This window comes from Ignavibacteria bacterium (assembly GCA_017302895.1).
Lineage (GTDB): Bacteria > Bacteroidota > Ignavibacteria > Ignavibacteriales > Ignavibacteriaceae > UTCHB3.
The window spans coordinates 275,254-299,292 of the sequence record JAFLBV010000004.1 but is presented as its reverse complement, the minus strand read 5'-3'; the positions used below and the strand labels follow the sequence as shown (position 1 = coordinate 299,292).

At 43.4% G+C, this 24,039-nt stretch carries 19 protein-coding genes; 13 read left to right on the top strand and 6 right to left on the bottom strand.

Annotated elements, in window-relative coordinates:
- Window positions 1-10 precede the first annotated feature (10 nt).
- Both gltA and J0L60_15560 read left to right on the top strand, forming a co-directional pair.
- Window positions 11-1,429, top strand: a complete 1,419-nt coding sequence (gltA, locus tag J0L60_15565; protein MBN8547547.1) for an NADPH-dependent glutamate synthase — start codon at window positions 11-13, stop codon at window positions 1,427-1,429.
- A gap of 523 nt (window positions 1,430-1,952) precedes the next feature.
- Entirely contained in the window at window positions 1,953-8,006 is a 6,054-nt protein-coding gene (locus J0L60_15560) for a hypothetical protein (GenBank protein ID MBN8547546.1), read from the top strand.
- Between the two features lie 663 nt (window positions 8,007-8,669).
- Here J0L60_15560 and J0L60_15555 read toward each other — a convergent pair.
- The 3 genes from J0L60_15555 to J0L60_15545 form a co-directional block, all read right to left on the bottom strand.
- Entirely contained in the window at window positions 8,670-9,962 is a 1,293-nt protein-coding gene (locus tag J0L60_15555) for a T9SS type A sorting domain-containing protein (GenBank protein MBN8547545.1), read from the bottom strand.
- 94 nt (window positions 9,963-10,056) lie between these two features.
- A complete protein-coding gene (locus tag J0L60_15550) occupies window positions 10,057-10,827 on the bottom strand; it encodes a YjbH domain-containing protein (GenBank protein ID MBN8547544.1) in 771 nt (256 codons plus the stop codon).
- 184 nt (window positions 10,828-11,011) lie between these two features.
- Window positions 11,012-11,332 (bottom strand): hypothetical protein, encoded by a 321-nt coding sequence (locus J0L60_15545; protein ID MBN8547543.1) that lies wholly within the window; start codon window positions 11,330-11,332, stop codon window positions 11,012-11,014.
- Between the two features lie 411 nt (window positions 11,333-11,743).
- Between J0L60_15545 and J0L60_15540 the strand changes: the two genes are divergently transcribed.
- From J0L60_15540 to J0L60_15520, 5 genes are all read left to right on the top strand, one after another.
- Window positions 11,744-13,561 (top strand): tetratricopeptide repeat protein, encoded by a 1,818-nt coding sequence (locus J0L60_15540; GenBank protein MBN8547542.1) that lies wholly within the window; start codon window positions 11,744-11,746, stop codon window positions 13,559-13,561.
- Window positions 13,558-14,358, top strand: coding sequence for a DUF4292 domain-containing protein (locus J0L60_15535; protein ID MBN8547541.1), 801 nt, complete (start codon window positions 13,558-13,560; stop codon window positions 14,356-14,358). The genes J0L60_15540 and J0L60_15535 overlap by 4 nt, the downstream gene beginning before the upstream one ends.
- 15 nt (window positions 14,359-14,373) lie before the next feature.
- Window positions 14,374-15,705: a peptidoglycan DD-metalloendopeptidase family protein gene (locus J0L60_15530; protein ID MBN8547540.1), complete on the top strand. Its 1,332-nt coding sequence runs from the start codon at window positions 14,374-14,376 to the stop codon at window positions 15,703-15,705.
- A gap of 129 nt (window positions 15,706-15,834) precedes the next feature.
- Window positions 15,835-16,023: a 4Fe-4S binding protein gene (locus J0L60_15525; protein ID MBN8547539.1), complete on the top strand. Its 189-nt coding sequence runs from the start codon at window positions 15,835-15,837 to the stop codon at window positions 16,021-16,023.
- Window positions 16,020-17,183: an NAD(P)/FAD-dependent oxidoreductase gene (locus tag J0L60_15520; protein ID MBN8547538.1), complete on the top strand. Its 1,164-nt coding sequence runs from the start codon at window positions 16,020-16,022 to the stop codon at window positions 17,181-17,183. The genes J0L60_15525 and J0L60_15520 overlap by 4 nt, the downstream gene beginning before the upstream one ends.
- A 91-nt stretch (window positions 17,184-17,274) precedes the next feature.
- Here J0L60_15520 and J0L60_15515 read toward each other — a convergent pair whose 3' ends face one another.
- Window positions 17,275-19,557 (bottom strand): TonB-dependent receptor, encoded by a 2,283-nt coding sequence (locus tag J0L60_15515; protein ID MBN8547537.1) that lies wholly within the window; start codon window positions 19,555-19,557, stop codon window positions 17,275-17,277.
- 296 nt (window positions 19,558-19,853) lie between these two features.
- Between J0L60_15515 and J0L60_15510 the strand changes: the two genes are divergently transcribed.
- From J0L60_15510 to J0L60_15485, 6 genes are all read left to right on the top strand, one after another.
- Window positions 19,854-20,084, top strand: coding sequence for a ferredoxin family protein (locus tag J0L60_15510; GenBank protein ID MBN8547536.1), 231 nt, complete (start codon window positions 19,854-19,856; stop codon window positions 20,082-20,084).
- A 14-nt stretch (window positions 20,085-20,098) separates the two neighbouring features.
- Window positions 20,099-21,172 (top strand): 3-methyl-2-oxobutanoate dehydrogenase subunit VorB, encoded by a 1,074-nt coding sequence (locus J0L60_15505; protein MBN8547535.1) that lies wholly within the window; start codon window positions 20,099-20,101, stop codon window positions 21,170-21,172.
- A gap of 13 nt (window positions 21,173-21,185) precedes the next feature.
- Window positions 21,186-21,986: a 2-oxoglutarate oxidoreductase gene (locus J0L60_15500; GenBank protein MBN8547534.1), complete on the top strand. Its 801-nt coding sequence runs from the start codon at window positions 21,186-21,188 to the stop codon at window positions 21,984-21,986.
- 16 nt (window positions 21,987-22,002) lie between these two features.
- A complete protein-coding gene (locus tag J0L60_15495) occupies window positions 22,003-22,563 on the top strand; it encodes a 2-oxoacid:acceptor oxidoreductase family protein (protein MBN8547533.1) in 561 nt (186 codons plus the stop codon).
- Between the two features lie 21 nt (window positions 22,564-22,584).
- A complete protein-coding gene (locus J0L60_15490) occupies window positions 22,585-22,851 on the top strand; it encodes a hypothetical protein (protein ID MBN8547532.1) in 267 nt (88 codons plus the stop codon).
- 116 nt (window positions 22,852-22,967) lie between these two features.
- Complete coding sequence (locus tag J0L60_15485) at window positions 22,968-23,171, top strand: hypothetical protein (GenBank protein ID MBN8547531.1); 204 nt, start codon at window positions 22,968-22,970, stop codon at window positions 23,169-23,171.
- An 89-nt stretch (window positions 23,172-23,260) separates the two neighbouring features.
- On the opposite strand, the gene J0L60_15480 is transcribed toward J0L60_15485, so the two are convergent.
- Both J0L60_15480 and trxA read right to left on the bottom strand, forming a co-directional pair.
- Entirely contained in the window at window positions 23,261-23,383 is a 123-nt protein-coding gene (locus J0L60_15480) for a hypothetical protein (GenBank protein ID MBN8547530.1), read from the bottom strand.
- A gap of 253 nt (window positions 23,384-23,636) precedes the next feature.
- The gene (trxA, locus tag J0L60_15475) at window positions 23,637-24,005 is read right to left on the bottom strand and encodes a thioredoxin (GenBank protein ID MBN8547529.1); all 369 of its coding nucleotides are present in this window, start codon (window positions 24,003-24,005) and stop codon (window positions 23,637-23,639) included.
- Window positions 24,006-24,039: the final 34 nt, after the last annotated feature.

Genomic DNA, 24,039 nt, shown 5'->3' with positions numbered 1-24,039 from the left:
AAGAGAAACAATGGCAGAGTTAACAAAAAAAGAGAGGATGCAAATCCCTCGCCAGCCGATGCCTGAGCAGGACCCTCAGACTCGTAATAAAAATTTTACAGAAGTAAATCTTGGATTTACGGAAGAACTTGCGAAACTCGAGGCTGAAAGATGCCTTCAGTGTCCCAAACCAAAATGTGTTGAGGGATGCCCGGTTGGAGTAAAGATTAAAGATTTTATTCAGCTTGTCGCCGAAGGAGAGTATCTCGCTGCAGCAGCAAAAATCAAAGAAAACAATGTCCTCCCCGCAGTATGCGGTCGCGTTTGTCCACAGGAAGAACAGTGCGAAGCCAAATGCGTTACGGGTGTAAAGGGTGAGTCCGTTGCCATAGGTCGCTTGGAAAGATTTGTAGCTGATTATGAAAGGAATACCGTTGGAATTCGTGCCGCTGAAATAAAGGAAAAATCGGGCAAAAAAGTTGCGATTATCGGTTCAGGACCTGCAGGTCTGAGTTGTGCCGGAGAACTCATTCAGTTGGGACATGATGTAACGGTATTCGAAGCACTTCACGATGTTGGCGGAGTTCTTATCTATGGTATACCTGAATTCAGATTGCCAAAAGAGATTGTAAAAGCTGAAGTGGATGCCCTTGAAGCTCTCGGAGTGGAATTCAGAACAAACGCAGTTATCGGATTCACTGATACTATCGATGAGCTGATGACCACCGAAGGTTACGATGCTGTTTTTATTGGAGTGGGTGCAGGACTTCCTTACTTCATGAATATCCCCGGTGAAAACTACAACGGAATTTACTCTGCCAACGAGTTCCTTACCCGGGTCAATCTGATGAAAGCGTACAAGTTTCCCGAATTTGACACACCTGTTTTTGATGTTAAAGGAAAAAATGTTGCTGTTTTTGGTGGCGGTAACACTGCCATGGATGCAGTAAGAACTGCAAAAAGACTCGGTGCCGGAAGTGCTTCCATAATTTACCGCAGAAGCGAAGTGGAAATGCCCGCAAGAATAGAAGAAGTTCATCATGCGAAGGAAGAAGGGATTCAGTTTGTAATGCTGACCAATCCTCTCGAGTTTCTGGGTGACGATGCAGGCTGGTTGCATGGAGTAAAACTTCAAAAGATGGAACTCGGCGAACCCGATGCGTCCGGCAGAAGAAGACCCGTGCCTGTTCCCGGTTCGGAATATGTTATGCCAATCGACATGGCGGTTATAGCTATCGGTAACGGTTCAAACCCGATAATCAAGAAGACAACACCCGATATCGATTTCAACAAATGGGGAAACATCCTCGTTGATGAAGCTACAATGAAAACATCGAAAAAAGGTGTCTTTGCAGGTGGTGATATCGTCACAGGTGGAGCCACGGTTATTCTCGCAATGGGTGCCGGACGAAAAGCAGCCACCGCGATAGACGAATATCTCAGGGGTTAGCTGTTAGCTATGATTTATGAACTATGAGCTGAATGGGGTTAGCTATGATCTATGATCTATGAACTATGAGCTGAATGGGAATAGCCTGTAGTTTCTGTAAAAAATAATACCTGATACCTAAAACCTGATACCTGAAAAAGAGCCCTGGTGGCGACATATGGATAGAACCGGCGACAAATCTTTACGACTTCTCCCCCCACCTTAACAAGGAGGGGGGCAGGGGGGCGGTGGAGGAGAGGGGCTGTACCAAAGGCAGTATCAACTCATAATTATTATCACTGCACCCCACAACCTGTCAACTCATAAATCATAACTAACAACTCATACTTAATTTCCCCTCTTTTTTGGATAAAATTGTACAATCTTATCATAATCAAACGGCATAATACTTAAAAAGTATAATATATTTGATTTGAGTTCTTCAAAATTCTTCAAAAACATATCGTAAATATGTGAGCTGTTTAAGCCCCGGCCGGCCTGAAGCAGTTTAATCTTTTTTTAATCAAAATTATCCGGTGAAATCATGAGATCGACACTCTTAGCTTCAATCGTTGTTATTTTTCTTTTATCTGTAACAGTTAATGGACAGATGAATTATGTGATGGAAAAGACCACAGGCACCTACACTTCCCTGACGGGAGGAAAGAATTTTAAATACATTTCAAATCCTGCATTCCTGAATGACAACTATTCACTTGCAACTCCGATAGGTTTTTCATTCAATTATAATAATCAGGTCTTTGACACATTTCAGGTATCTACAAACGGTTTTATAAGAATGGGCTCAGGTCTCATTACAGCCGGTAATAACAACACTCTCAACAGTCTTGTCAGAAGAATCATAGCCCCTCTTTGGGATGATCTGCTGGCACAGGATACCACAAGCATCCAGTATCTGACCACGGGAACAGCACCAAACAGGGTTTTATCGATTGATTTCAGAACAGTAAAATGGGTTAATGCTACCAGTAACTCAAGTTTCATGATAAAATTGTATGAAACCACTAATGTCATAGAGTTTATCTACGGCACAATGAATCCCCTTCCCTCAATCTCAATGACAATCGGCATGTCCAGCATTCAGGCGATTAATGGGGCAGGATCAGCAACCGGTACCAATGCTTTCCTTTCAGTAAACATTGGAGCTGATTCACTGAATCCATCGTATCATCAGAGCATGAGTCTGTGTTACGATAACATCCCCAGAACTCCTCGCCCCGGGACTCTTCTCAGATTCACTCAGGTTTCGACTCCCATTGTTGCCGGAACTTACACCGTGGGTCCAACAGGTGATTACAAAACCATAAGCGATATGGCAGTCGCATTGAATACCAGAGGTATTTCGGGCCCGGTTACATTTCTAATTCAGAATGGCACTTACGATGATTTCATGCACCTCTCTCTGATTAACGGCACTTCGGCTACAAACACAATTACGATAAAACCAGCTAACGGGGCGACGGTAACCCTTTCACCCACCAATGGTTCGTTTTTGACAAATCAGATTGGACCGTCTGCAGGTGAAGGTATTATCCGCTTGGCAGGTGTTTCGTTTACAACCATCGAGGGATTAAAGATTGCTCATGATGTCCGAAATACAACTACAACCACGAGATTTGAGCAGGCATTAACGGTCACCGGCTCTTCAGTGTACATAGGAACAGTAAACACCAGCATCGGTTCAAAATATAATACCTTCAGGAAAATAGATGCAAACATGCTTATCAGCACGAGCACGACACCATACAACATTTCAACGGGGATTATGCTGGGTGCAATTGCTACCAACTTTACCGACACTATTGCATCGGTCAGTTATAACACTTTTGAAGATATAAAAATTGAAGACTGTGGATCAATTGCAGTATATTTGGTAGGAGCCAGTGACACAAATCCCGATACCGGTAACAAAATTACAGCTACAACGGGAAGAAATTTTATCGGCAATGTCAATCTTAGCGGGACATCCGGCGTAACAACCGCACATGGTATTTTTGCGTACAAACAGAAGGACCTGACGATTGAAAAAACAGATATTGGTAATATTCTTATTTCAACCTTTGGTGGTGGAAACACTTCCGGAATTAATCTCAATTCGATTGATGCTCCCACATTCGCCAATCAGGGAGAAATAATTGTAAGAAACAACCGTATCTACAATATCAAGCAAAACCCGATTCAGACATCCCCAGCTTCCACATCGGGTGTCACCACAGGAATTCTTATGAACAGGGTCGGCACAGGATCGACTGTTTCAATTACAGGGAATGAGATCTATAATCTCGAGTCAAACATGCCGGGAAGCTCGACAAAGGTGAACGGAATACTTTGTAATGCCGGTACTTCAAACTCCATTATTGAAGTAGCGATCACAAACAATGTTATTTCAGACCTTAAGAGCTCGAACTCCATAAATTCGGTGACCACCGTAAACGGGATCGAAGTGAAATCACCGACGGGTGGCGGTTCAAATATAAAACTTGCTCACAATACAATATTAGTGACTAATAACCTTTCTGTTTCCGCCGAGGTATATTCCACCTGCCTTTTTTTGGGAGATGTGGGATTAGGAAAAGTCGATCTAAAAAACAACATTTTCATAAATAATTCGACCCCGGGAACAAGCGGGCAAGGCACGGCCGTATTAATCGGTGCCGTCAACACCTCAGGTTTTTATAGAATTTCCGATGAATCAAACTACAATATCTATTATTTTGCGGCACCTTCACCCAACAGGGGCGTATCAGCAATCGGAACTGTGCTGAATAGAACTCTCACAGATCATGTAATTGCTCTCTGGAATGAGTCAAGGGAGGGTACCAGAGACTACAATTCCACTTTTTCTACCATTCCTTTCATTAATTCAATGATTACACCATTTGATCTTAGAGTGAGTACAACCACTCCGACACAAGCGAGCAATGCAGGAATTCCTGTTGCGGGTGTTACTACCGATTTGGACGGTAATGTGAGAAGCTCGACCTCACCCGATATAGGCGCATTTGAATTTACCGGAATTGACGATGATAAAACCTCTCCGTATCTCTCAATGAAGCCATTTTCTTCTCCAATCCAACTTGGGCAAACACTCACATTTAAAGCTGCGTTCAGAGACAGAAATGGAGTGGCAACAGCCGGCAATTCTCCCAGAGTCTGGTTCAAGACCAAAGGAGCGAGTACATTTGTCTCAACGGCGGGTACACTTGTCACTCCCGATACCGTATCATTTACCATAGATCCTGCACTCGCAAATGCCTCAGCCAACGATACACTTCAGGTTTATATTGCTGCACAGGATGACCTTCCGACACCAAACGGCGGAACATATCCTTACGGTGGTGGAGGAATTAATCCACCCGGCGGCACTTCACCCCAAACCTTTTATGAACTCGCTGTAATGGCCGGACCACTTTCGGGTAACTATACAATCGGGCTAACGGCTTTCAACAGGGTTACAGGAAAAAACCTTTACTACCAAACCAACCCGGCTTCGCCTGCAAAAGAGCCTGTACTGATGGAAGGAGGAAATCCTTATCAGGGGTCTCTCTTCGCTACAACGGGAACAGAGGCTGTCTATGCCACAATTGGGGCAGCATTTGACGATTACAACCGTAGAGGGATATCGGCAAATACGAACTTTCTTCTGGTCGATACAGCATATGTGAACCCGGCGGCATATGGTCTGAATACTATTTCCACATTTACTCCATCTGAAACTGCAAAGCTAAGGATTGCACCGGCTGCAGGGGTAAACACAACTATCAGGGGACCTCTTGATGCCTCGATTTTTTATATTTACAATTCCTGGATTGAGTTTGACGGGTCAAATACACCGGGGGGTTCCACCAGGAATCTTACGATTTTAATTACCGGAACAAACCAGGGTTCGGGTGCCATCATTGCTGCTGGAAGAGGGATTGTCCTGAAAAATCTTAATATCGGAGGTGCCGATTCCTCCAAAGGAACCGGAATATCACTGAATTTTGCAAAAAATTCCCATGTAACCAACAACTACATCTACTCTGTTTCGACGGGGATTCAAGTCTGGAATGATTGTGATTCGATTCATATTTCGAAGAATGTAATCGGAAGTACAAATACGGGTTCAAGGATTGGTCTGGATGGAATTTATGTTCGTGCCACAAAAAACTTCAAAATCACAGAGAATATCATCTCCGGAGTAACCGGAAGTGGCGCCACCGGGGTAAACGGAATAAACTTTGTAAATCCTTTGGTGGTTGCCTCTCCGATCAACGGTTTGATAGACCGGAACCACATTTTTGAAGTCAGACACACAGGATTGAATACCAACGCCCAACCGGCGAACGGGATTATGCTCGCACCGAACAGCCCAGAAGCTGCAATAACCGTCACTAACAATGTCATCTCTAATATCCTTTCGGGTCAAAAAAATGCAGTATATGCTATGACCAGCGGAATTTTTATTCAGAATGGCGGCGGAATTAACATAATAAACAATTCGATTCGTCTTGCCGGTCAGATTACCCACAATCAGTCATCTGAAACATATTCGAGTTGTATCTTTGTGAACAACTTCGGTACTACCGGTATAAACATAATGAACAATATCCTTTCCAACAGGATCAGCAATCCTGCCGGAGGAAACGGTACGCATTTCGGTGTGTGGACCCGGTCTGCGTCAAGTTTCGCAAATTTTAATTTCAACCTTTTCGATATGTCTCCGGGAACAGGAAGACTCCTCTATCTGGCAGGTGCTTTTGTGAACAACAGAGACAGCATCTTCACCCTGCTCGGCAAGGGAGATTTTTCATATGTGAACCAGCCCGCATTTGCCGATACTGTTTCACTTGCCATCGACACTCAGAATCCTGATGCTGCATTTACTGACGCTTTTGGTTATCCAACGGGTGTGGCTCAGGACTTCAACGGCAATCAGCGAAGTGTAGCTCTGGGAACCGGTCCCGTTGATCTTGGTGCTTATGAATATGAAATGACTGTTGAACCCCCGTTGGTCTTGCCTAATCCGCCCCCTGCTCCCGGTGGACTTTCAACCTACGAGCTCAATGGTGTTGTGATTGCTCAAATCCAGTGGGGTACCACAGGAACACTTCCTTCAAATATGGCTCTGGCATATTATGGTGAAGATCCACAACAAACCGAAGATATCAGGTACTACTTTGGGAAGTGGAAGCTTGTAGCCACGGGAGGTTCCAACTATAATTACACTCTTAAGACAAGAATTTCACCTTCATCAGTTGGTAATTCTGATACCAGTGCATTAAAAGCAATCGTTTTCACCGACAAATGGTATTTGACAGGGACATCTGTGAAGACGGGTGACTTTATCTCCACTTCGGGACTGACCGCCGGTGGACTCTACAGTCTGGTTGATGCCCGCTTTATTGCTCCGGTTCCTGCATCCCCGGCAAACAACCAGTTTGTGGGCAGCACTGTCACACTTAAATGGTCAAAAGCGAACTTCCTGTTACCTGTTCTGAGTAAGCCGGGAAACTCGAAGGGGCTTGATCCTGAAGGGTCTGTTCCAACTTATTCTGTTCAGTTGTCATCAGATTCACTTTTTACTTCACCGACAGTTCAAACAACTGCTGACACATCAATCACGCTGAACAACCTTCCCGAGGGTGCGGCAAGATACTGGAGAGTTGGAGTAACTGAGCAAAACTTCTTTACGGGTTACTCGAATCATTTGGGTTTCAGGGTGAAACTTAACACTCCTTCAAACCTTTCGGCAGTCTCGACTCAGTACAACAGGGTTACGCTGACATGGTCAGATAATTCTTCAGCAGAGGCGAATGTGGTGCTTGAGAGAAAGTCGGGTGATTCATCCTCAGCCGGTAATTATTCTGTGATTGCCACACTTCCCGCAAACACAACCGCTTTTCTGGATACAACGGTTTCGGGAAGTACAGGTTACACTTATCGCGTCAAAATGACCAATTCGGGTTCATATTCCGACTACAGTAATCAGGCTCAGGTGGTTACTTTAGTGCCCGTGGAACTCTCATCCTTCACTTCATCTTTTGATGGAACAGGAATAAAATTGAACTGGGTTACGGCTTCAGAGAAAAACAACCGTGGTTTCGAAATCGAGAGAAAAATGAACGGTGACTGGCAAAAGGTTGCATTCATCGAAGGCAGAGGCACAACAACAGGCGTAAGCAATTACACTTATGATGACAATTTGAGATTTGTCTCGTGGAAAGGTACCATCTCCTACAGGTTAAAACAGATTGATTTTGACGGTTCGACAGCTTTTTCACCTGTGGTAGCAGTTGAAGTGGATCTGACACCGACGGAATTCGCCCTGTTCCCCAATTATCCGAATCCGTTTAATCCATCTACCGTAATCAAGTACGCACTGCCATCCGACAGCAAGGTGTCGCTAAAGGTGTACAGTCTGAATGGTGAATTGCTGGCAGACCTTGTCAATTCAAATCAGCCGGCGGGATATCACGATATGGTCTTCAATGCGGCTAATCTGTCATCGGGCATTTATCTGTATGTGATTGACGCCGCACCCCTGAAAGGCGGAAACACCTTCCGTCAGGTGAAGAAGATGGTACTTTTGAAATAGGCTGAAATTATGAAGGCTGAGGGCTGAATTTTTGAAGGATGAAAATCTGAAGTATGAGCCCTCGGGGCGACATGTGTGTAGAAACGGCGATCAATCCCAAGAAAGCCCTTTAGGGCGACATGTGTGTAGAACCAGCGACCAATCCAAGGAAAGCCCTCGGGGCGACATGTGTGTAGAATGTGACACCCAACATCAAAAGAGCCCTTTAGGGCGACATATGGGTAGAGGACGCAGATATACGCAGATTGAATGTACCGAAGGCATCCCTATGGGAGATTTTCGCAGAAGGGAAGCCCTCTAGGGCGACATATGGGTAGAATAGCTATGAGCTATGATGTATGAACTATAAGCTGTTGTAGTTGAGCCCTTTAGGGCGAAATATGGATAGAATGAGGCACCCAACATCAAAAAAGCCCTTCAGGGCGACATATGTTTAGAGGACTATAAGCTGTTGTAGTTGAGCCCTTTAGGGCGACATGTGTGTAGAATGTGACACCCAACATTAAAAGAGCCCTTTAGGGCGAAATATGGGTAGAACGAAGCATCAAATTTCCTGCTTTTCTCCCCTCTCATTTTAGGAGAGGGGCAGGGGGTGAGGTAGGAGCCATTTATATTCATCAAGCCGGAGATTCAAACTCCGGCTTTTTATTTCATTCCCAGAAGCTATTTAGTTACCATGATTTTAATGTTTTCAGAACGGGCTTTTGTGGTCAATCTGAAAACATACATGCCGGATGGAAGACCTGAGGCATCAAATTTTATGGAATGTTCACCTGCAGGTACATCACCGTCAACAATTGTTGCAACAACTCTTCCCAAAATATCGTAAACTTTTCCGGTTGCGTAACCTGCGACCGGAATTTTGAACCTGATGGTGGCTGAACTGTTTCTGGGATCAGTCTTACTTGAAACGGGATTCGGATAAGCCTTCAAATCGATCGAAACAGGGATTTGGGGATCATCCTCTGTGATACCGACTGAAGGGTCATAACTCAAGGTATGATAACCGGTTGATGTAGGATGGGAAACCAATTTCGGTCTGTAATACTTATCGCGAAGTGTAAATCTGTATTTAAACTTGTATCCGGCTTTCATTTTGACGCTGTCAAGTTGAAGAGTGAATGTCGTGGTTGGGGTTGTAGCGGCAACTCTTGTTACAACAATAGCGGTGGAGTCAATGTCGTTTGTATAGAAGGAGCGGATAAAAAGGGAATCGTTAAAATTTATTCCAGGGATATACTGGGCATAAAGATTGTTGATATCGTGTGTTGTATTTACGGTAAAAGTTTTGAGAAAGACAGTCGTAGTTGTCTCAGGTGTGTATGTGAGAATTGGTGCCCAGTTTTGGGTTTTGTAAAGAGTGTCGCCGTTTTGATTGAATCTTATCAGGTTGAATGTGGTCCAGTCATCACTAAACCCCCTCATGTTTGAAATCGAATAGGAAGTGTACCTTTCGCGGAGGCCGAGTCCTCTTTCTACGCGATATTCAGTCGACTCGCCACCCTGAGCGTGTGATTGATAATACTCGTAATATCTAACAGAGTCGCTTCCGGTAACGGTAATATTATGAGATGTATATTCACCCGGAAACTGCCCAACAAAACTTGAGCCCGGAGGGATATTAAAATCGAGCATCATAATTTTAGTACTGTCTCTTAAGAAGTATAGCTTGTTATTTGCTTCATCCATCCCAAAATAAATACTTGGTCCAGCGCAATAGCCTTTAAAAAATCTAATTCCATCCTTATCCACCATGGAACTAACCGATGTTTGATGGAATGATTTTGTCATTGTTGAGGAGCCATATTCCCAGGAATTGGCTGTATAGATATACTGTTCCTTGTCATTGGGAGACATAACAAAAAACGGAGTGGTTTGGGCATGGATATTCCATGAGAGAACCGGTACAAGTAAAAAGATGCCGGCTAGCAGGCGGGATAATATTTCCTTTTTCATAAGAGTCTCAACTTTTTTTTATTGATCTTTTTCCGATCAATAAACTTTCTGACTGTTTAAGCAGTCTCCGTTAGTTCCCTGCAGGGATATGAGCTCAGAGAATTCTTCTGGTGAACTCGAATTTTATGCCCCTGTCGGCGGTTGAGGGAGACCATTTTTTATTGTTCAGGAGGTCACGGAAATCGAATCCGAGAGAGAATCCTTCTGCGACTGCCCACCTGATACCGGCATGAAGATAACCGTTCCCTTTGCCGTATCGATCGTTGGTATTATCATTGAATCCAAAGTTGTACTCAACCATAACACTGACATTGGAGCCGATGGTTTTTTCGGCACCAAGCATAATATTCGTGAAACCGTCACCATCTTTCTGTTCGAAAGAATAGTTTACTGTACCGTGCAGACTTAAATATCCGAGCAGTTTGTAGTTCTTGCTCACAGCGGCGAAAATACCGGGAGATTTAATCTCGTATCTGCTTTCGGAAGAGAAATATCTCCCTTTCCCCTGAAGATCGGCACCCACAGCTATTGAAGGAAGTGAGAGACTCTCATCAATAATTTTAAATCTGATATTCACACCGGGGTATTTATACCACTCCACTTCGCCGGAGCCAATAAGATTTTCGCCTCCGTAGGATATTCCAAAACTCAAGTTATCAAAAACGCCTACATCCAGTCTTGTAAGGAGCACACCCCCGGGCATCAGGTCGGAGCCAACACTTACATACCCTCTTTTAAGCACTCCGGCAGTCGGCATGTCGATAAGGAAACGGGGTTCAAAATCGAGTTTTTCACCGGCAAGAATCTGCGAGTAAACGGGCAGTGACAGCAAAGTTGCAAAAACAAGGGCGAGTATCTTCTTCATTCAGCGATTTCTATTTTTTTGATACAAGTAATCTACAAAATTTTTTTGAATTCCAATATATCGGGCAGCAATAGTTCCACGGTTTTCAAGGATAGATCACAGATTCCACGGAATTCAAACCTCCGGCCCTCAGCCTTCGAAACTTGTCTCTGTGTTCCCGGTGCGCTCTGTGGTTTAATCAAAATCAATGCTGAACGCGGAACTCAAAAAGGGTGGGTTTAAGAGCGTGTTCGGGGGTGACAAGAATTTTCACATCACCTGTGCCGGTAAACTTAAGAACGAGATTGCCTGAGGGTGATTCATCCTTCAACACGATAAAAAGCTCCGAACCTTCCTTTATCTCGTATTTGAAAGAGGAAGTTCTCAGGGGTGCCTTGAAACCAAGGCCATTGACAGGACGGGTTGCGATGGTAATTGTATCACCCTCCTTAAATTCCTTCCCGAGCGGATCGAACACTGTTTCATAGATTGAGAATACATAAGAGTGCAACAGGAAAGCTGTCATCAGGATCACCGCTATCAAAGAAAAAACAAATAATAAACTCATAGGTCGTTTCATTATAAAGTATACGGGAGTTAAAAATCTAAAAAACCAATAAAAAATAAAATGTAAATGAGATCCAATTTACAAAGGCTTTGATTTAAACAAAAAAAAGAAATTTTTCATAGCTGTTTGTTTACAAATAATTGGTCAGCAAGAATGTCAAAGAATCAGCGCAAAGATCGCTCAAAAACGGGTTCTGAAACTATTGTGGTTGGAAGATGTTGTTCAAAGGATATCTGCTGCTTTTCCTTCATTTTCCTTACCTTTCGAATGCAAATTTTTGGACTTTTATTCTTTTAAAAAATCGCCAAATTGCATAATTACCCTTTTTTAATTAATTCTTACTGCCAAAGCCCGTTAAAATTTGTGAAAATGAAATTTTTATCTCCTCTTTTCCCCCTGTTCTCTGCTCTGTTAATCTTCGGCTGCAGTTCCACTGTTATAAAAGTCCAAGAAACTGCACCAAAGGATAAAAATGTTCAGGTGGTGAGGGAGATTTCTCAAAAAGACGCTTTGGAGAATTTTATTGCGGGGACGGGTTTTGAAGCAAAGGAAGACTGGTTTCTTGCGGTCAATTCCTATCTGAAGGCTTACGAGTATGACCCGGCTCCGGGAATCGCCTGGTCGATTGCCAGATGCTACTACTGGCTTGGGAAACTCTCTCAGGCACTTCCCTATGCCAGGGAGGCAGTTGAAAAAGACGGTGCAACAAGGGATTATCACTACCTTCTCTCGGATATTTATCTTTCAGGAAGACAGCCCGACTCGGCAGCTCTTGTGATGCAGAATCTGATCGAAAAATATCCTGCAGACTACAACAGTCTCTACCGGCTTGCAAATATTTATGAGAAATCGAAACCTCTTTCTGCAATCGAAGTTTACAACAAAATTCTGGAGGAAGAGCCCGAAGACTGGAATGCATACATAAGGCTTGCAGATCTTTATGACAAGACGGGGAACAAAGAGAAATCGACGGAAGTGCTGGAGCAGTTTCTGGAGTTTAATCCCTCGAGTGTGGAGCTGAGGGAAATTCTCGTCAATTACTATATCAAGCTTAAAAAATATGACAGAGCTCTGTTTCATATTGACCAGATTTTACAACTTTTCCCGAATAAAACAGCCACACTTCAATCAAAAGCTGAAATTTTTGCGGAACAGAACAACTACTCTGCGGCAGCGGATTCCTATCTTAAACTGGTAAACGACCCGCTTGTTAATCTTGAATTTAAGATGAATGTCGGGGCTCTCTACTTTGAGCAGGGGGTGAAGGATACGACACTTCTTAAATTCTCCGATACTGTTTTTTCAATCGTTGAGAAAGATACAGTCTTCTGGTTCACGAATTTTTACAAGGGTGCTCTCGCTGTAATGGCGAAAGATACGGTTAAAGCAGGCGAAAGATTCGGAAAAATACTCGGTGATTCTTATATGTATCTACAGATCTGGCAGAGAATCGGGGGTGTGATATATGATGCAAAACGATACAAGGAAGCGGTATTTGTTCTGAACCGTGCACAAAATTCCTTTCCTGAGGATTTTCTGGTGAATTTTTTTCTGGGTTTGTCATACGCACTCATGGGGGACTATGAAGCCTCGGAACCGTTTCTTTATAAATCGACTCTTCTGAATCCAAGGGAAGTGAATGCCTTTTCTGCATACGCATTCACTCTTGCAAGATTAAAAAAAGACGAGCTTGCCATAAATTATTACAACAAGGCTCTGGCTCTTGAGCCCAAAAATGTGGAGCTGCAAAACTCCCTGGCAATAGTTTACGACGGATCGGGAAATCAGGAAAAAAGTGACAGCCTTTATTCCCTTTCCCTGCAACTCGATCCAAAAAATGCCCTTGCGGCAAATAACTTTGCATACTCACTTGCGAAAAGAGGGACAAGACTTGATGAAGCACTAAAGTTTGCAGAGCTTGCCCTCGCAATCGATCCGAACAGCCCCTCCTATCTTGACACATACGGATGGGTGCAGTTTAAACTGGGGAACTATGACACAGCAAAAGTTTATATTGAAAAAGCTTTGGGAATGGACGGCAATAATCATGAATTGCTCGACCATTTTGGTGATGTCCTCTCGAAGCTTGGAGACAGGGAAGGAGCGATTCTCTACTGGAAGAAAGCTCTCGATCTAAAAAAAGACAATGAAACAATCAAAAGAAAAATTGAAAGAGGCGAACTTTGAAAAAGTTTTTGTTTTTTATCATTTTTATCCTCCCGTTAATGTTTGTATGGCAGGGGTGTGCCACGGTAAATGAATCGGGTGATGAAGAAAATGAAATTATTGATGGCAACATAAAACCCGAACGGCTGATCAAAAAGATGGAAGCCAACAGACGGAAAATCAGATCGTTCAACGGGAAAGGTGAGATGCATGTACAGACTCCCGAAATGGATAACTCGGCATTCTTTCAGTCGATTCTAAAAAGACCTGATTCGCTCAATATTAATGTTTACGGTCCTTTTGGTATCGAACTTGCGAATGTCCTCCTTACAGAGAAGGAATTCAAGTTCTATGAGTCATTGAACAACAATCTCTATAAGGGAGGTGTTGACAACATTGCACTCAGGAATATTTTCAAGGTTGATCTAAGTTTCGATGACATCAGGGATGCATTTGCAGGCACGGTAAATCTGACAAAAAGGTTATATACCCAGCCAACGGAATTCAAGTTTGACAAAGGTTATTTCAATTTGACCTATGCAGACAGCCTCTCGGGAAATCTTGTTTCGTATAAAATCAAACTGGACGGACTTGCAACCGAAGCATATTCGATTAAAACCAAAAAAGGGGAAATCCTTGTCGAAGCAAAATACTCCGATTTTACAAAAATTGAAGGAGTGATGCTCCCTAAAAGTATCGAAGTAAATGCGCCAAAACTGAAGCAGTCGCTTCAACTGACCTATCAGAGCATGCAGGCGAACAAAGAGTGGATTATAGAATTTCTTCCACCCGCTGATGCAACGGTAATAGAATACTGATATTAAGTCAGAAAAATGAAAAGTAACTCATTCTTTCGTCCGTTTCTTGTCATTCTGGTGCTGTTCTCCGTCATTTTGTTTGACGGACACAACCAGCAGCCCGATATCAAAAAGAAAAAGGATGAACTCGCCTCTCTTAAAAAAGAGATCGAATCACTGAAGGATGAGTTAAAAAAAGCTTCGGGCGAAGAGAAGAAAACCTACGAGTTGATCGAAAAATTCAACCGTCAGGTTTTTCTCCTTAATAAACTTGTAAACGGACTTCAGGCAGAGGAAGAGAAAAAATCGGGTCAGATTAATGATCTCGAGGAAGAAATCAAAAATCTCGATACACAAATAAACGACCTTCAGGCTTTTTATGCCCGCTATGTGGTTGCTGTTTATAAAGGACTGATCAAAGACAAGTGGCTCTACATCCTCAACTCTTCCTCTCTCGATGAAGCACTCCGGAGGCACCGCTACTTTAAGGCGTTTACTGAGAGGGGAGCCCGTGTAGTTTCCGATCTTAAGTCATCGGTGGAGAGGCTTGAATTGGCGAAACTTTCTCTGGAGAGCGAAAAAAAAGAGAAGGCGAAGATAATTGCCCTGAAAAAAGGGGAGGAGAGCGCCCTAAAGGAGAGCATTGATGACGAAAAAGAGATGCTTAAGGAGATCGGGAAAAATAAAGAGGCACTAAAAAAAGAGCTTGATGCAAAAAAACAGTCGGAAAAGAAAATCGGCTCCATCATCGATCAGTTGATAGCCAAAGAAGAGAAAGCAAAGAAAAACAAAACAAAAAATAAAAATACTCCAAAATCATCCGATAAAAAGAGTGACAAAACAGCAGACAAGACTGCCGAAAATAAAAAAGAGAAAAAACCCGATATAAAAGGTGCCGAAGAAGATTCTGATGCGGAGATAACAGGAGGCACAGCAGTCGAGGATTTTGAGGAGCAGACCGTTACAGGAAAAGCATTTTCATCGCTTAAAGGGAATCTGATGAAGCCCGTATCGTCAGCCAAAATTTTTAGGGGATTTGGTGAAAACAAAAACGAAGAACTTAAAACAGTCACCGTTAATTACGGCATCGATTTCAAAGTAGAGGGATCTCAAACCGTAAAATGTGTTGCTGACGGCATCGTTTCCGCAATTGAATGGCTGCCCGGGTACGGAAGCGTAATAATTATCACCCACACCGAAGGGTATCGCACAGTTTACGGGCACCTGAGTAACATATCCGTAAGGGAAGGAAAAAAAATCTCCGGAGGTACCGTAATAGGAAGTGTCGGTAAAAGTCTCGAGGGTTACATTTTCCATTTCGAAATCTGGAAAGGAAAACAGAACATTAATCCCTCCAACTGGTTTTAGGGGGAAAGTCACGAAGTCAGGAAGTCACAGAGTCACGAAGTCAAGGGATATTATTTTTCATCTTTAGCATAATTATTATAGAAAAACGGAATGACAACAGAATACAGAATGGCGAAAACAGGCAAATTGATGATCGACATATTACCCGATAAATGTGATTTTTGCGGGTGCTGCGTAGGTGTATGTCCTGAGGATGCTATTGAGTTGAAGGAAGCTGAGATTTTTATTATTGATCCAAAGTGTACGAACTGTTCGAAGTGTATTTGGAGTTGTCCGATTGAAGTTATAGAATTCAAGCGGGAAGGGGTGCTAAAATGAAAAAAGAGTATGATATTGTAGTTGTTGGGGGCGGACCCGCCGGTTCGATGGCAGCGAGATATGCTGCCGAGAAAGGGGTTTCAGTTCTTGTTTTAGAGAAGGACAGGGATATCGGATACCCCGTAAGGTGTGGAGAGGCAGTCAGTCGCAAGGGTGTTGAAGAGTTTATAGAACCCGACGAAAAATGGATCGCTTCGCACATTACAAAATTTTCGATGAACTCTCCCGACGGAACAGAAGTTGTACTCCCGCTTCCCGAGGAGGGGTTCGTACTCGAAAGAAGAATTTTTGACTACGAACTTGCAAAAACCGCAGCAAATGCGGGAGCGGAAATCCTCACCAGAGCCTATGTAAACGGGCTTCTTTTTGACGGGGATGCCGTCTCGGGTGTTAAATATGAGTTCCGCGGTGAACAGCATGAAGTGAAAGCAAAAGTAGTTATCGCTGCCGACGGGGTTGAATCCCGTGTCGGCAGATGGGCGGGACTAAAAACCCACATCGATTTCAGGGATATGGAGTCGTGTGTGCAATATACCATTTCCGGTATAGATGTCGACCCGAATACGATCTACTTCCACTTCGGAAGCAATGCAGCTCCCGAGGGGTATCTTTGGGTTTTTTCAAAGGGGAGTCACTCAGCGAATGTCGGACTGGGTGTAAGCGGGGCAGTGGGGAAGAAAAAATCGGCACTGAAGTATTTAACAGATTTTATGGAACGGCAGTATCCTGATGCTGCAATTCTTACTTCAATCGCGGGGGGTGTCCCCTGTAGTGTCACCCTCGATAAAATTTCCGCTCCCGGAATAATTCTTGTGGGGGATGCTGCGAGACAGGTGAATCCACTTTCGGGTGGAGGGATAGCTTCCGGAATGATAGGCGGAAGTATCGGGGGAAGAGTTGCTGCTGAATCGGTTCTGCAGAACAAACCTGCACATCTTCTTTCCTATGACAAGGAATGGAACGACCGCCTTGGGAAGCGTCACGAAACTTTTGACAGAATAAAGAACGGAATCTATAACTTTTCGGACGAAAAATTCAATTCGATTGCTCATTCATTTGCAAAAGTCCCCGATGACAAGAGAAGTCTGGGCAATCTCTTCAAGACTGCCCTGATTCATAATCCCGGCTTGCTGATCGATGTAGCCAAAGTGTTTTTGTAGGGTTAGAATATAAAACCGCAAAGGCCGCGAAGAACGCAAAGATTCAATCCTCTCTGCGGTCTTTGCGTCCTCTGCGGTTTAAAACTTACAACTAAAATTCCAGACTGACACCGATGGAAGGAAGGATACCAATCGTTCCGCCGCCATCTTCTTTTTTCTCACGCCTGTCCCATCTGTATGCGAAGACATTCTTTTTGTTGTAGATGTTCTGAATGTCGATGTAGGTAATCAAAGTTACATTTTCGAAGAACCATTTTTTGTCCACTCTTACATCGAGAGCATGTGCATCGGGAAGTTTCGCCGAGTTATAGTTTGAAAGTGACTGTGTACCATCCGGGTTAAACGGAGTGTAGGGTGCACCACTCGAATATCTGAATTTGAAGCTTGCCTCCCATGACTCATCAAATCTGTAACCTCCCGAGAGATTAAACAACCACTTCTGATTGAACTTCCCCTGTCTTGGCACACCGTCAAAGGCGGTGTTTTCGATTTCTGAATATGTCAGGCTTAAGAGACCATAGAGGGGAATTTCAGATAATTTTTTCTGGGCTGAAAATTCTATTCCTTTTGCGTTCCCGACACCAGAACTTACGAGAGGTTCGAAACCGAAAGATTCGAAGTTGTTGTCAGATCCTTCAAATCCCGCTCCCGTGTTTGAGAGTACCACATAGGGTCTTGCAAGGCTCGTGGGATAATCTTTGTAATTTTTGTAAAAACCTTCCAGTTTCAGAAGTGCATCTTCGCTTACACGGTGTTCTATTCCGAGGACATACTGGTCAACTCTTATCGGTTTCAAATCGGTATTCCTTGCATCAGCCACCAGCCAGATATATGAAGGTGACTGGTGATAAACGCCTGTTGAGAAGGATATGCCCGTTTCGGGATTAAATTTGTATTCTATCGAGAATCTTGGACTCAATCTCAAGCCGTCTGAAATACCGCTGAACTCGTCGAGTCTGAAACCTGCATTAAGCAACAGTCCTGCGGTGAATCTGTGCGTAACATTTACGAAAGCGCCATATTTGTAGAAATTCTGAGTGGTTTTTACGGAATCAACAGGTAGAATCTCCCCAAAAGAAGTTTTGAATTTCGGAAGTTTTATGTCGAAACTTGTTGTGATATACTCACCCTGAAGACCCGCTGTCAGTTCGGTAATTTTTGAGAACTGATGAAAGAATTCAAAACGGAGTTTGTTTTCCGCCTCTCTTGAGATATTCTTGAATATCGGATTAAGGAGTGAATCACTCTGTTGGGAATCGTAATCGACAAAATTTCTGGATAAAACCACTTTGTAATAGCCCTTGTCCATCAGGTTGGTGAAGGTAATTCCCGTTCCATACTGGATCTGGTCACTCCCAAGAATTCTCGAATTGTCGTATCTCTGATCCTGGGTGTCATTGAAAAATTTCACATTGTCAAAAGCTCCGATGAATAAATACGATATCTTTTGCTTGTTGTTAATGTTTACATCATACTTTGCAAGCACATCATAATATTCGGGTACGAAGCCGAATCCCGCTGCCTTGAAAATAAAGTCGAGATAACTTCTGCGCGCTGAAAAGATAAAATGCGAGGATTCTGAAAGGGGTCCCTCAAGATTCAGCCCAAATTGGGAAGCGGAAATGGTGGCTTTCCCCCCGATTTTATCGCTTCTTCCGTCTCTAAGATCAATCTTCAAAACTGAAGAAAGTTTGTCACCATAAAGTGAGGAGAACCCGCCTGTTGAGAACACGGATTCTTTTACGAAATCGAGATTCACAAAGGAAAGGGGACCGCCTGTGGCACCTTGTGCCCCGAAATGGTTGATATTGGGGATTTTTATCCCGTCAAGAATGTAAAGGTTTTCTGAAGGAGCCCCGCCTCTAACAATAAGATCATTTCTGCCGGCAGATGCCTGTGCCACACCCGGAAGAATGGAAAGGGCACGAACCACATCTTCAAATCCACCCGGCGCTCGTCGCAGCTCTTCATAAGAAAAGGTGGTTGTTGAATTCAAATCGGTCGGTGGTGTGTAAAAATAGTCGGAAGTGATGGTAACATCTTTAAGTTGAAGCGATGTCTCCTGCAGTTCAATCTGAATTTCAGTCGGTTTTGTGTTATTTACCACCACATCGGCAACAGTGATTGTGGCATAACCGATCGCGGAAACCCTGACCTGATAAACATTGGGTGTCAGTCCGTCAATCGAAAAGGTGCCATCCTCGTTTGAAGTTGCTCCCTTTTGCGTCCCCAAAACCACAACGGTAGCAAATGGTACGGGCTGTTTTGTGGCGATGTTTATAACTTTCCCCTTTATCATTCCCATCATGGGGTTGGCGGAAATTCCGATAGAAAAAAGCAAAATAATAAAAGCAATTTTTTGTAAGGTTCTCATTTTCATCCATTAGTTTAATTGAAGTTGTAACATCTAATTTTTTCGTTAAGTTCAATAAAGAGAAATATATTGGGATTTTTAGAATGCTTTATATATTTTCCTTTGCGTTCCCCCGTTACCTGTAATCATAAAGTGAAACACTTCTCAAATATTGGAAAGAAAAAATGAAGAGTTTCTATTATTTGGCAAAAGGAAAATCAAAAAGAGGTTAAAACACCGTTTTTAGGCACAAAAAAGTTTGGCACAGTAATTGAATGTAAACTGGTTACAGGAAAAAAACGGAAAGATCACAAGAAATGGCAATAAAAGGCACAATAATAATTGACACAGAGCTCTGCAAGGGTTGCGAGCTTTGCGTTTTGGCTTGCCCCCAGAAAGGATTAGTCCTTTCCGACAAGATCAACTTAAAAGGTTACCGCGTAGTGGAATTATATATGGACAATTGCACAGGTTGCGTTAATTGCGCACTTGTTTGTCCCGACTCTGCGATAACTGTTTACCGCGAAAAGAAAGCAAAAGCGGAATAAGGAAAGAAAATACGATGGAGACTAAAGAATTAAAAGGAAAAGAAGTCCGCTTGATGAAAGGCAACGAAGCCATGGCTGAAGCTGCCATCAGAGCCGGACTTGATGCTTATTTCGGATATCCCATTACTCCGCAATCGGAAGTGATGGAATATTTAACAGAACAGATTCCACTCAGACGCGGACTCGTTCTTCAGGCAGAAAGTGAAGTGGCATCGATAAATATGGTTTATGGTGCTGCCGGAGCCGGTGCAAGAGTGATGACATCATCTTCGAGCCCGGGCATGAGTCTTATGCAGGAAGGCATTTCGTATATTGCGAGTGCACAACTTCCCTGCCTTCTCGTGAATGTTATGCGCGGCGGTCCCGGACTTGGAACAATCCAGCCCTCACAGGGGGATTATTTCCAGGCGGTAAAGGGCGGCGGACATGGCGATTACAAAATGTTCGTTCTCGCGCCCTCTTCAGTTCAGGAGATGGTCGATTTTGTATTCGAAGGCTTTAAAATGGCTGAGAAATACCGTACTCCCGCGATGATACTTGCTGACGGAGCTCTTGGTCAGATGATGGAGAAGGTTGAACTCCCGGCAGAAGGTTCATTTCCGCATGTGATACCCGACTGGGCGACAACCGGTAAAAAAGAGGGAAGAAAACAGAATGTCATCACCTCTCTTTTTATTCAGCCCGAAAAAATGGAAGAAATTAACCATACACTTCAGGCAAAATATAAAGCCATGGAAGTGGAAGTAAAATCGGAGGCCATCAACACTGAAGGTGCCGATGTGATACTGGTTGCTTTCGGACTGGTAGCAAGAATCTGCATGAAAGCTGCCGAACTTGCAAAAGAAAAAGGAATAAAAGTCGGAGTTATCAGACCAATTACTCTTTTCCCTTTCCCGACTCAGGTGATAAGCGATGCCGCTGAGGGCGTAAAGAAATTTCTCGTTGTTGAGATGAACGCCGGTCAGATGGTTGAGGATGTCAGACTTTCAATAAACGGAAAAGCTGATGTTCAGTTCTACGGCAGAATGGGCGGCATGATCCCCACTCCCGAAGAAATTCTTGAAAAACTTGAATCAATGATGAAATAACGGGAGAAAGACAATGGAACAATTTTTAATTAACCCCGATTGCATGGTATATGACAATCATCCCGTTACACTCACCGGAGAGCCTTTTCACTATTGCCCCGGTTGTGGTCACGGTGTAATTCATAAAATTTTGATGGAAGTGGTTCGAGACCTTGGCATACAGGAAGAGGTGATTGGTGTAGCCCCTGTAGGCTGTTCGGTTTTCGCTTATCATTATATGAATGTGGATATGCAGGAAGCTGCTCACGGAAGAGCAAGTGCCGTTGCCACAGGAATAAAAAGAGTGAGACCCGATAAGTATGTCTTTTCATACCAGGGTGACGGCGATCTCGCTGCCATCGGTACCGCTGAAACAATGCATACGGTTAACAGAGGTGAAAACATATTGATGGTTTTTGTGAACAATGCGATTTATGGAATGACGGGTGGTCAGATGGCTCCCACATCCCTGATCGGAATGAAGACCTCCACTTCACCTTACGGAAGAGATGCCGCATCAATGGGTAACCCCTTGAAAATCACGGAGCTAATTGCACAACTCCCGGGTGCTTATTATGTGGCAAGACACGCTGTACACACTCCAAATGCAGTAAGAAAACTCACTAAAGCCTTCAAAAATGCTTTTGAATATCAGAAGCAGAAAAAAGGAACATGCTTTATTGAAGTGGTTTCAAACTGCCCGTCGGGATGGAAGATGAGTCCTGTACAGTCGATTGACTGGATCGAAAAAAACATGTTGCCGCTTTATCCGCTTGGCGATATAAAAGTGCCTGATCCAAAGACAGGTGAACCCGTTATGGTTAAGAACAATTAAGTTTTAGGATACAGAAATGAAAACAGAAGAGATAATTATAGCGGGATTTGGCGGTCAGGGTGTCCTCTCGATGGGACAGATGCTCGCTTATTCTGCAATGATAGATAATAAGGAAACCAGTTGGATGCCCTCCTACGGACCGGAGATGCGCGGTGGAACGGCTAACTGTGTGGTGATTGTTTCAGAGACCAGAATCAGTTCGCCACTCGTTACAAAGTTCGATACGGCTATAATTCTTAATCAGCCGTCGATGGAGAAGTTCGAGAAGGCAGTAAAGCCGGGTGGTTCACTTTTTTACGAAGAATCAACGATAATTCAACCTCCCATGAGGACAGACATCAACATTTACAGGATCAGTGCTCTCAGAGAAGCTGAACGGTTAAACAAAAAACAGGTGGCGAACATGGTTATGCTCGGGGCTTTTCTCGAAGTGAAGCCGATAGTCGATTTCCAGTCGATCCTCGCTGCTCTTAAAAAGGTTTTACCCGAAAGGCATCATCACCTCATTCCCGTCAACGAGCAAGCCTTGCTTAAGGGAAAAGAGATAATTGCAGAGTACTTAAAAGAACCCGTTTAATCAGCAAGGCAGGTAACTAAAATGACCCAAAAAGAATTCAATTGCAACAAAATATGTAAAAACTCCTGTGCCTCGCTTCAGGAAGCACTGAGAAAAGAGACGGCTACCGTTAACTTCTACGAAAATATGATGGAAGAGTGTAATTCCCCCGAAATTTCGGAATTCCTCTCCGGCATAATCGAGTCAAGAAGGTCTGAGATGCTGAAAATCATCCAGAAGCTTAATGAAGTGCAGGCCCGTTCTCAGATAGTGGACGGGGTCATTTCAAGTTTCGACTCCGAAAGCTGACAGCAGTTAATCTTATTGTTAAAAAGCCGTTCGCTCTTACGGGTGAACGGCTTTTTTTGTATATTACCATATGAAAAAGTTGTATTTAGATGTGTGTACCGTTGAGAAAAATCCGTATGAAACCGACAGAATTAATAGATGAAAATGAACTATACCGCAAGGCAATGGTCTTGCTGTATGAGAATCTGGGACCTGTTGAAGCCTCCCGTTTTTTGTCGGTAGTTAAGTCAAAAAGGATTGATTCGGTCAAAAGACACCGCAAATGGCAGGAAAGTCTTGAAAAAGACCGGTTTTTCCAGGAGCTGTTGCAAGGGAAGTAGATTGTTCTATTAGTTTATATGAACTTTTCAATCATTGTCTACTCAGTCCAATCTTTGTCACACACCATAACATGGAATGGATGTTGTATTTAGACCCACAAATCCGCAGATTTTAGAGTGAAGCTGAACTTGCTTCCTTGTCCTTCAACACTTTCAACCATTATCTGCCCGCCGTTGTTTTCCACGAAGTCTTTGCATAGAAGGAGACCCAATCCTGTGCTTAGCTCACCTTCGGTGCCGAGTGAACCGGTTTTTTCACCCGGATTGAAGAGTTAGCTGACAGTTTCCGGAGTCATACCTGTCCCGGTGTCAGTTATATTACGACATTATTAAATAACCTGATTGAGTAAAAGCGTTTTTTTTATGAAGTGAAGTGGATGATTCCGTGTTGGGAGTATTATTGCCGGTTTGAAGTCAAATAAAAAAAGAGGCTGCCTCATATGAAACAGCCTCCGGGGCGTAATGCTAATTAACTTCTTCTTCTTTTATCAGAATCTTGTCAATTATGTCGACGAGTGCAGGTTTGGGAAGTGCACCCTGAGCCATTCTCGGTTGTCCGTTCATGGGGACAAAGAGAAGTGACGGGATGCTTCTGATTCCAAAGGCTGCCGCAAGTTCCTGTTCGGCTTCGGTGTCGATTTTGTAGATATCCACCTGACCTTTGTATTCATCAGAGAGTTCTTCGAGAACAGGGGCTACCATTTTGCAGGGACCGCACCAGTCAGCGTAAAAATCTATCAAACAGGGCTTGTCGCCTTCAAACTTCCATTCCTGATTTTGCTCATAATTGAAAACCTTTTTCAGGAAGGTATCTTTTGTTAAGTGAGTTGTCATTTTTTCTCCAGTTTCGGAATTGTTATTTTCATTG

What these genes read in the sequence shown, in the direction of transcription:
- trxA (MBN8547529.1), bottom strand. Translation starts at nt 24,005, where the DNA reads ATGACAACTCACTTAACAAAAGATACCTTCCTGAAAAAGGTTTTCAAT.
- J0L60_15555 (MBN8547545.1), bottom strand. Translation starts at nt 9,962, where the DNA reads ATGAAAAAGGAAATATTATCCCGCCTGCTAGCCGGCATCTTTTTACTT.
- J0L60_15520 (MBN8547538.1), top strand. Translation starts at nt 16,020, where the DNA reads ATGAAAAAAGAGTATGATATTGTAGTTGTTGGGGGCGGACCCGCCGGT.
- J0L60_15510 (MBN8547536.1), top strand. Translation starts at nt 19,854, where the DNA reads ATGGCAATAAAAGGCACAATAATAATTGACACAGAGCTCTGCAAGGGT.
- J0L60_15485 (MBN8547531.1), top strand. Translation starts at nt 22,968, where the DNA reads ATGAAACCGACAGAATTAATAGATGAAAATGAACTATACCGCAAGGCA.
- J0L60_15560 (MBN8547546.1), top strand. Translation starts at nt 1,953, where the DNA reads ATGAGATCGACACTCTTAGCTTCAATCGTTGTTATTTTTCTTTTATCT.
- J0L60_15525 (MBN8547539.1), top strand. Translation starts at nt 15,835, where the DNA reads ATGATCGACATATTACCCGATAAATGTGATTTTTGCGGGTGCTGCGTA.
- J0L60_15490 (MBN8547532.1), top strand. Translation starts at nt 22,585, where the DNA reads ATGACCCAAAAAGAATTCAATTGCAACAAAATATGTAAAAACTCCTGT.
- gltA (MBN8547547.1), top strand. Translation starts at nt 11, where the DNA reads ATGGCAGAGTTAACAAAAAAAGAGAGGATGCAAATCCCTCGCCAGCCG.
- J0L60_15505 (MBN8547535.1), top strand. Translation starts at nt 20,099, where the DNA reads ATGGAGACTAAAGAATTAAAAGGAAAAGAAGTCCGCTTGATGAAAGGC.
- J0L60_15550 (MBN8547544.1), bottom strand. Translation starts at nt 10,827, where the DNA reads ATGAAGAAGATACTCGCCCTTGTTTTTGCAACTTTGCTGTCACTGCCC.
- J0L60_15545 (MBN8547543.1), bottom strand. Translation starts at nt 11,332, where the DNA reads ATGACAGCTTTCCTGTTGCACTCTTATGTATTCTCAATCTATGAAACA.
- J0L60_15540 (MBN8547542.1), top strand. Translation starts at nt 11,744, where the DNA reads ATGAAATTTTTATCTCCTCTTTTCCCCCTGTTCTCTGCTCTGTTAATC.
- J0L60_15495 (MBN8547533.1), top strand. Translation starts at nt 22,003, where the DNA reads ATGAAAACAGAAGAGATAATTATAGCGGGATTTGGCGGTCAGGGTGTC.
- J0L60_15515 (MBN8547537.1), bottom strand. Translation starts at nt 19,557, where the DNA reads ATGAGAACCTTACAAAAAATTGCTTTTATTATTTTGCTTTTTTCTATC.
- J0L60_15530 (MBN8547540.1), top strand. Translation starts at nt 14,374, where the DNA reads ATGAAAAGTAACTCATTCTTTCGTCCGTTTCTTGTCATTCTGGTGCTG.
- J0L60_15500 (MBN8547534.1), top strand. Translation starts at nt 21,186, where the DNA reads ATGGAACAATTTTTAATTAACCCCGATTGCATGGTATATGACAATCAT.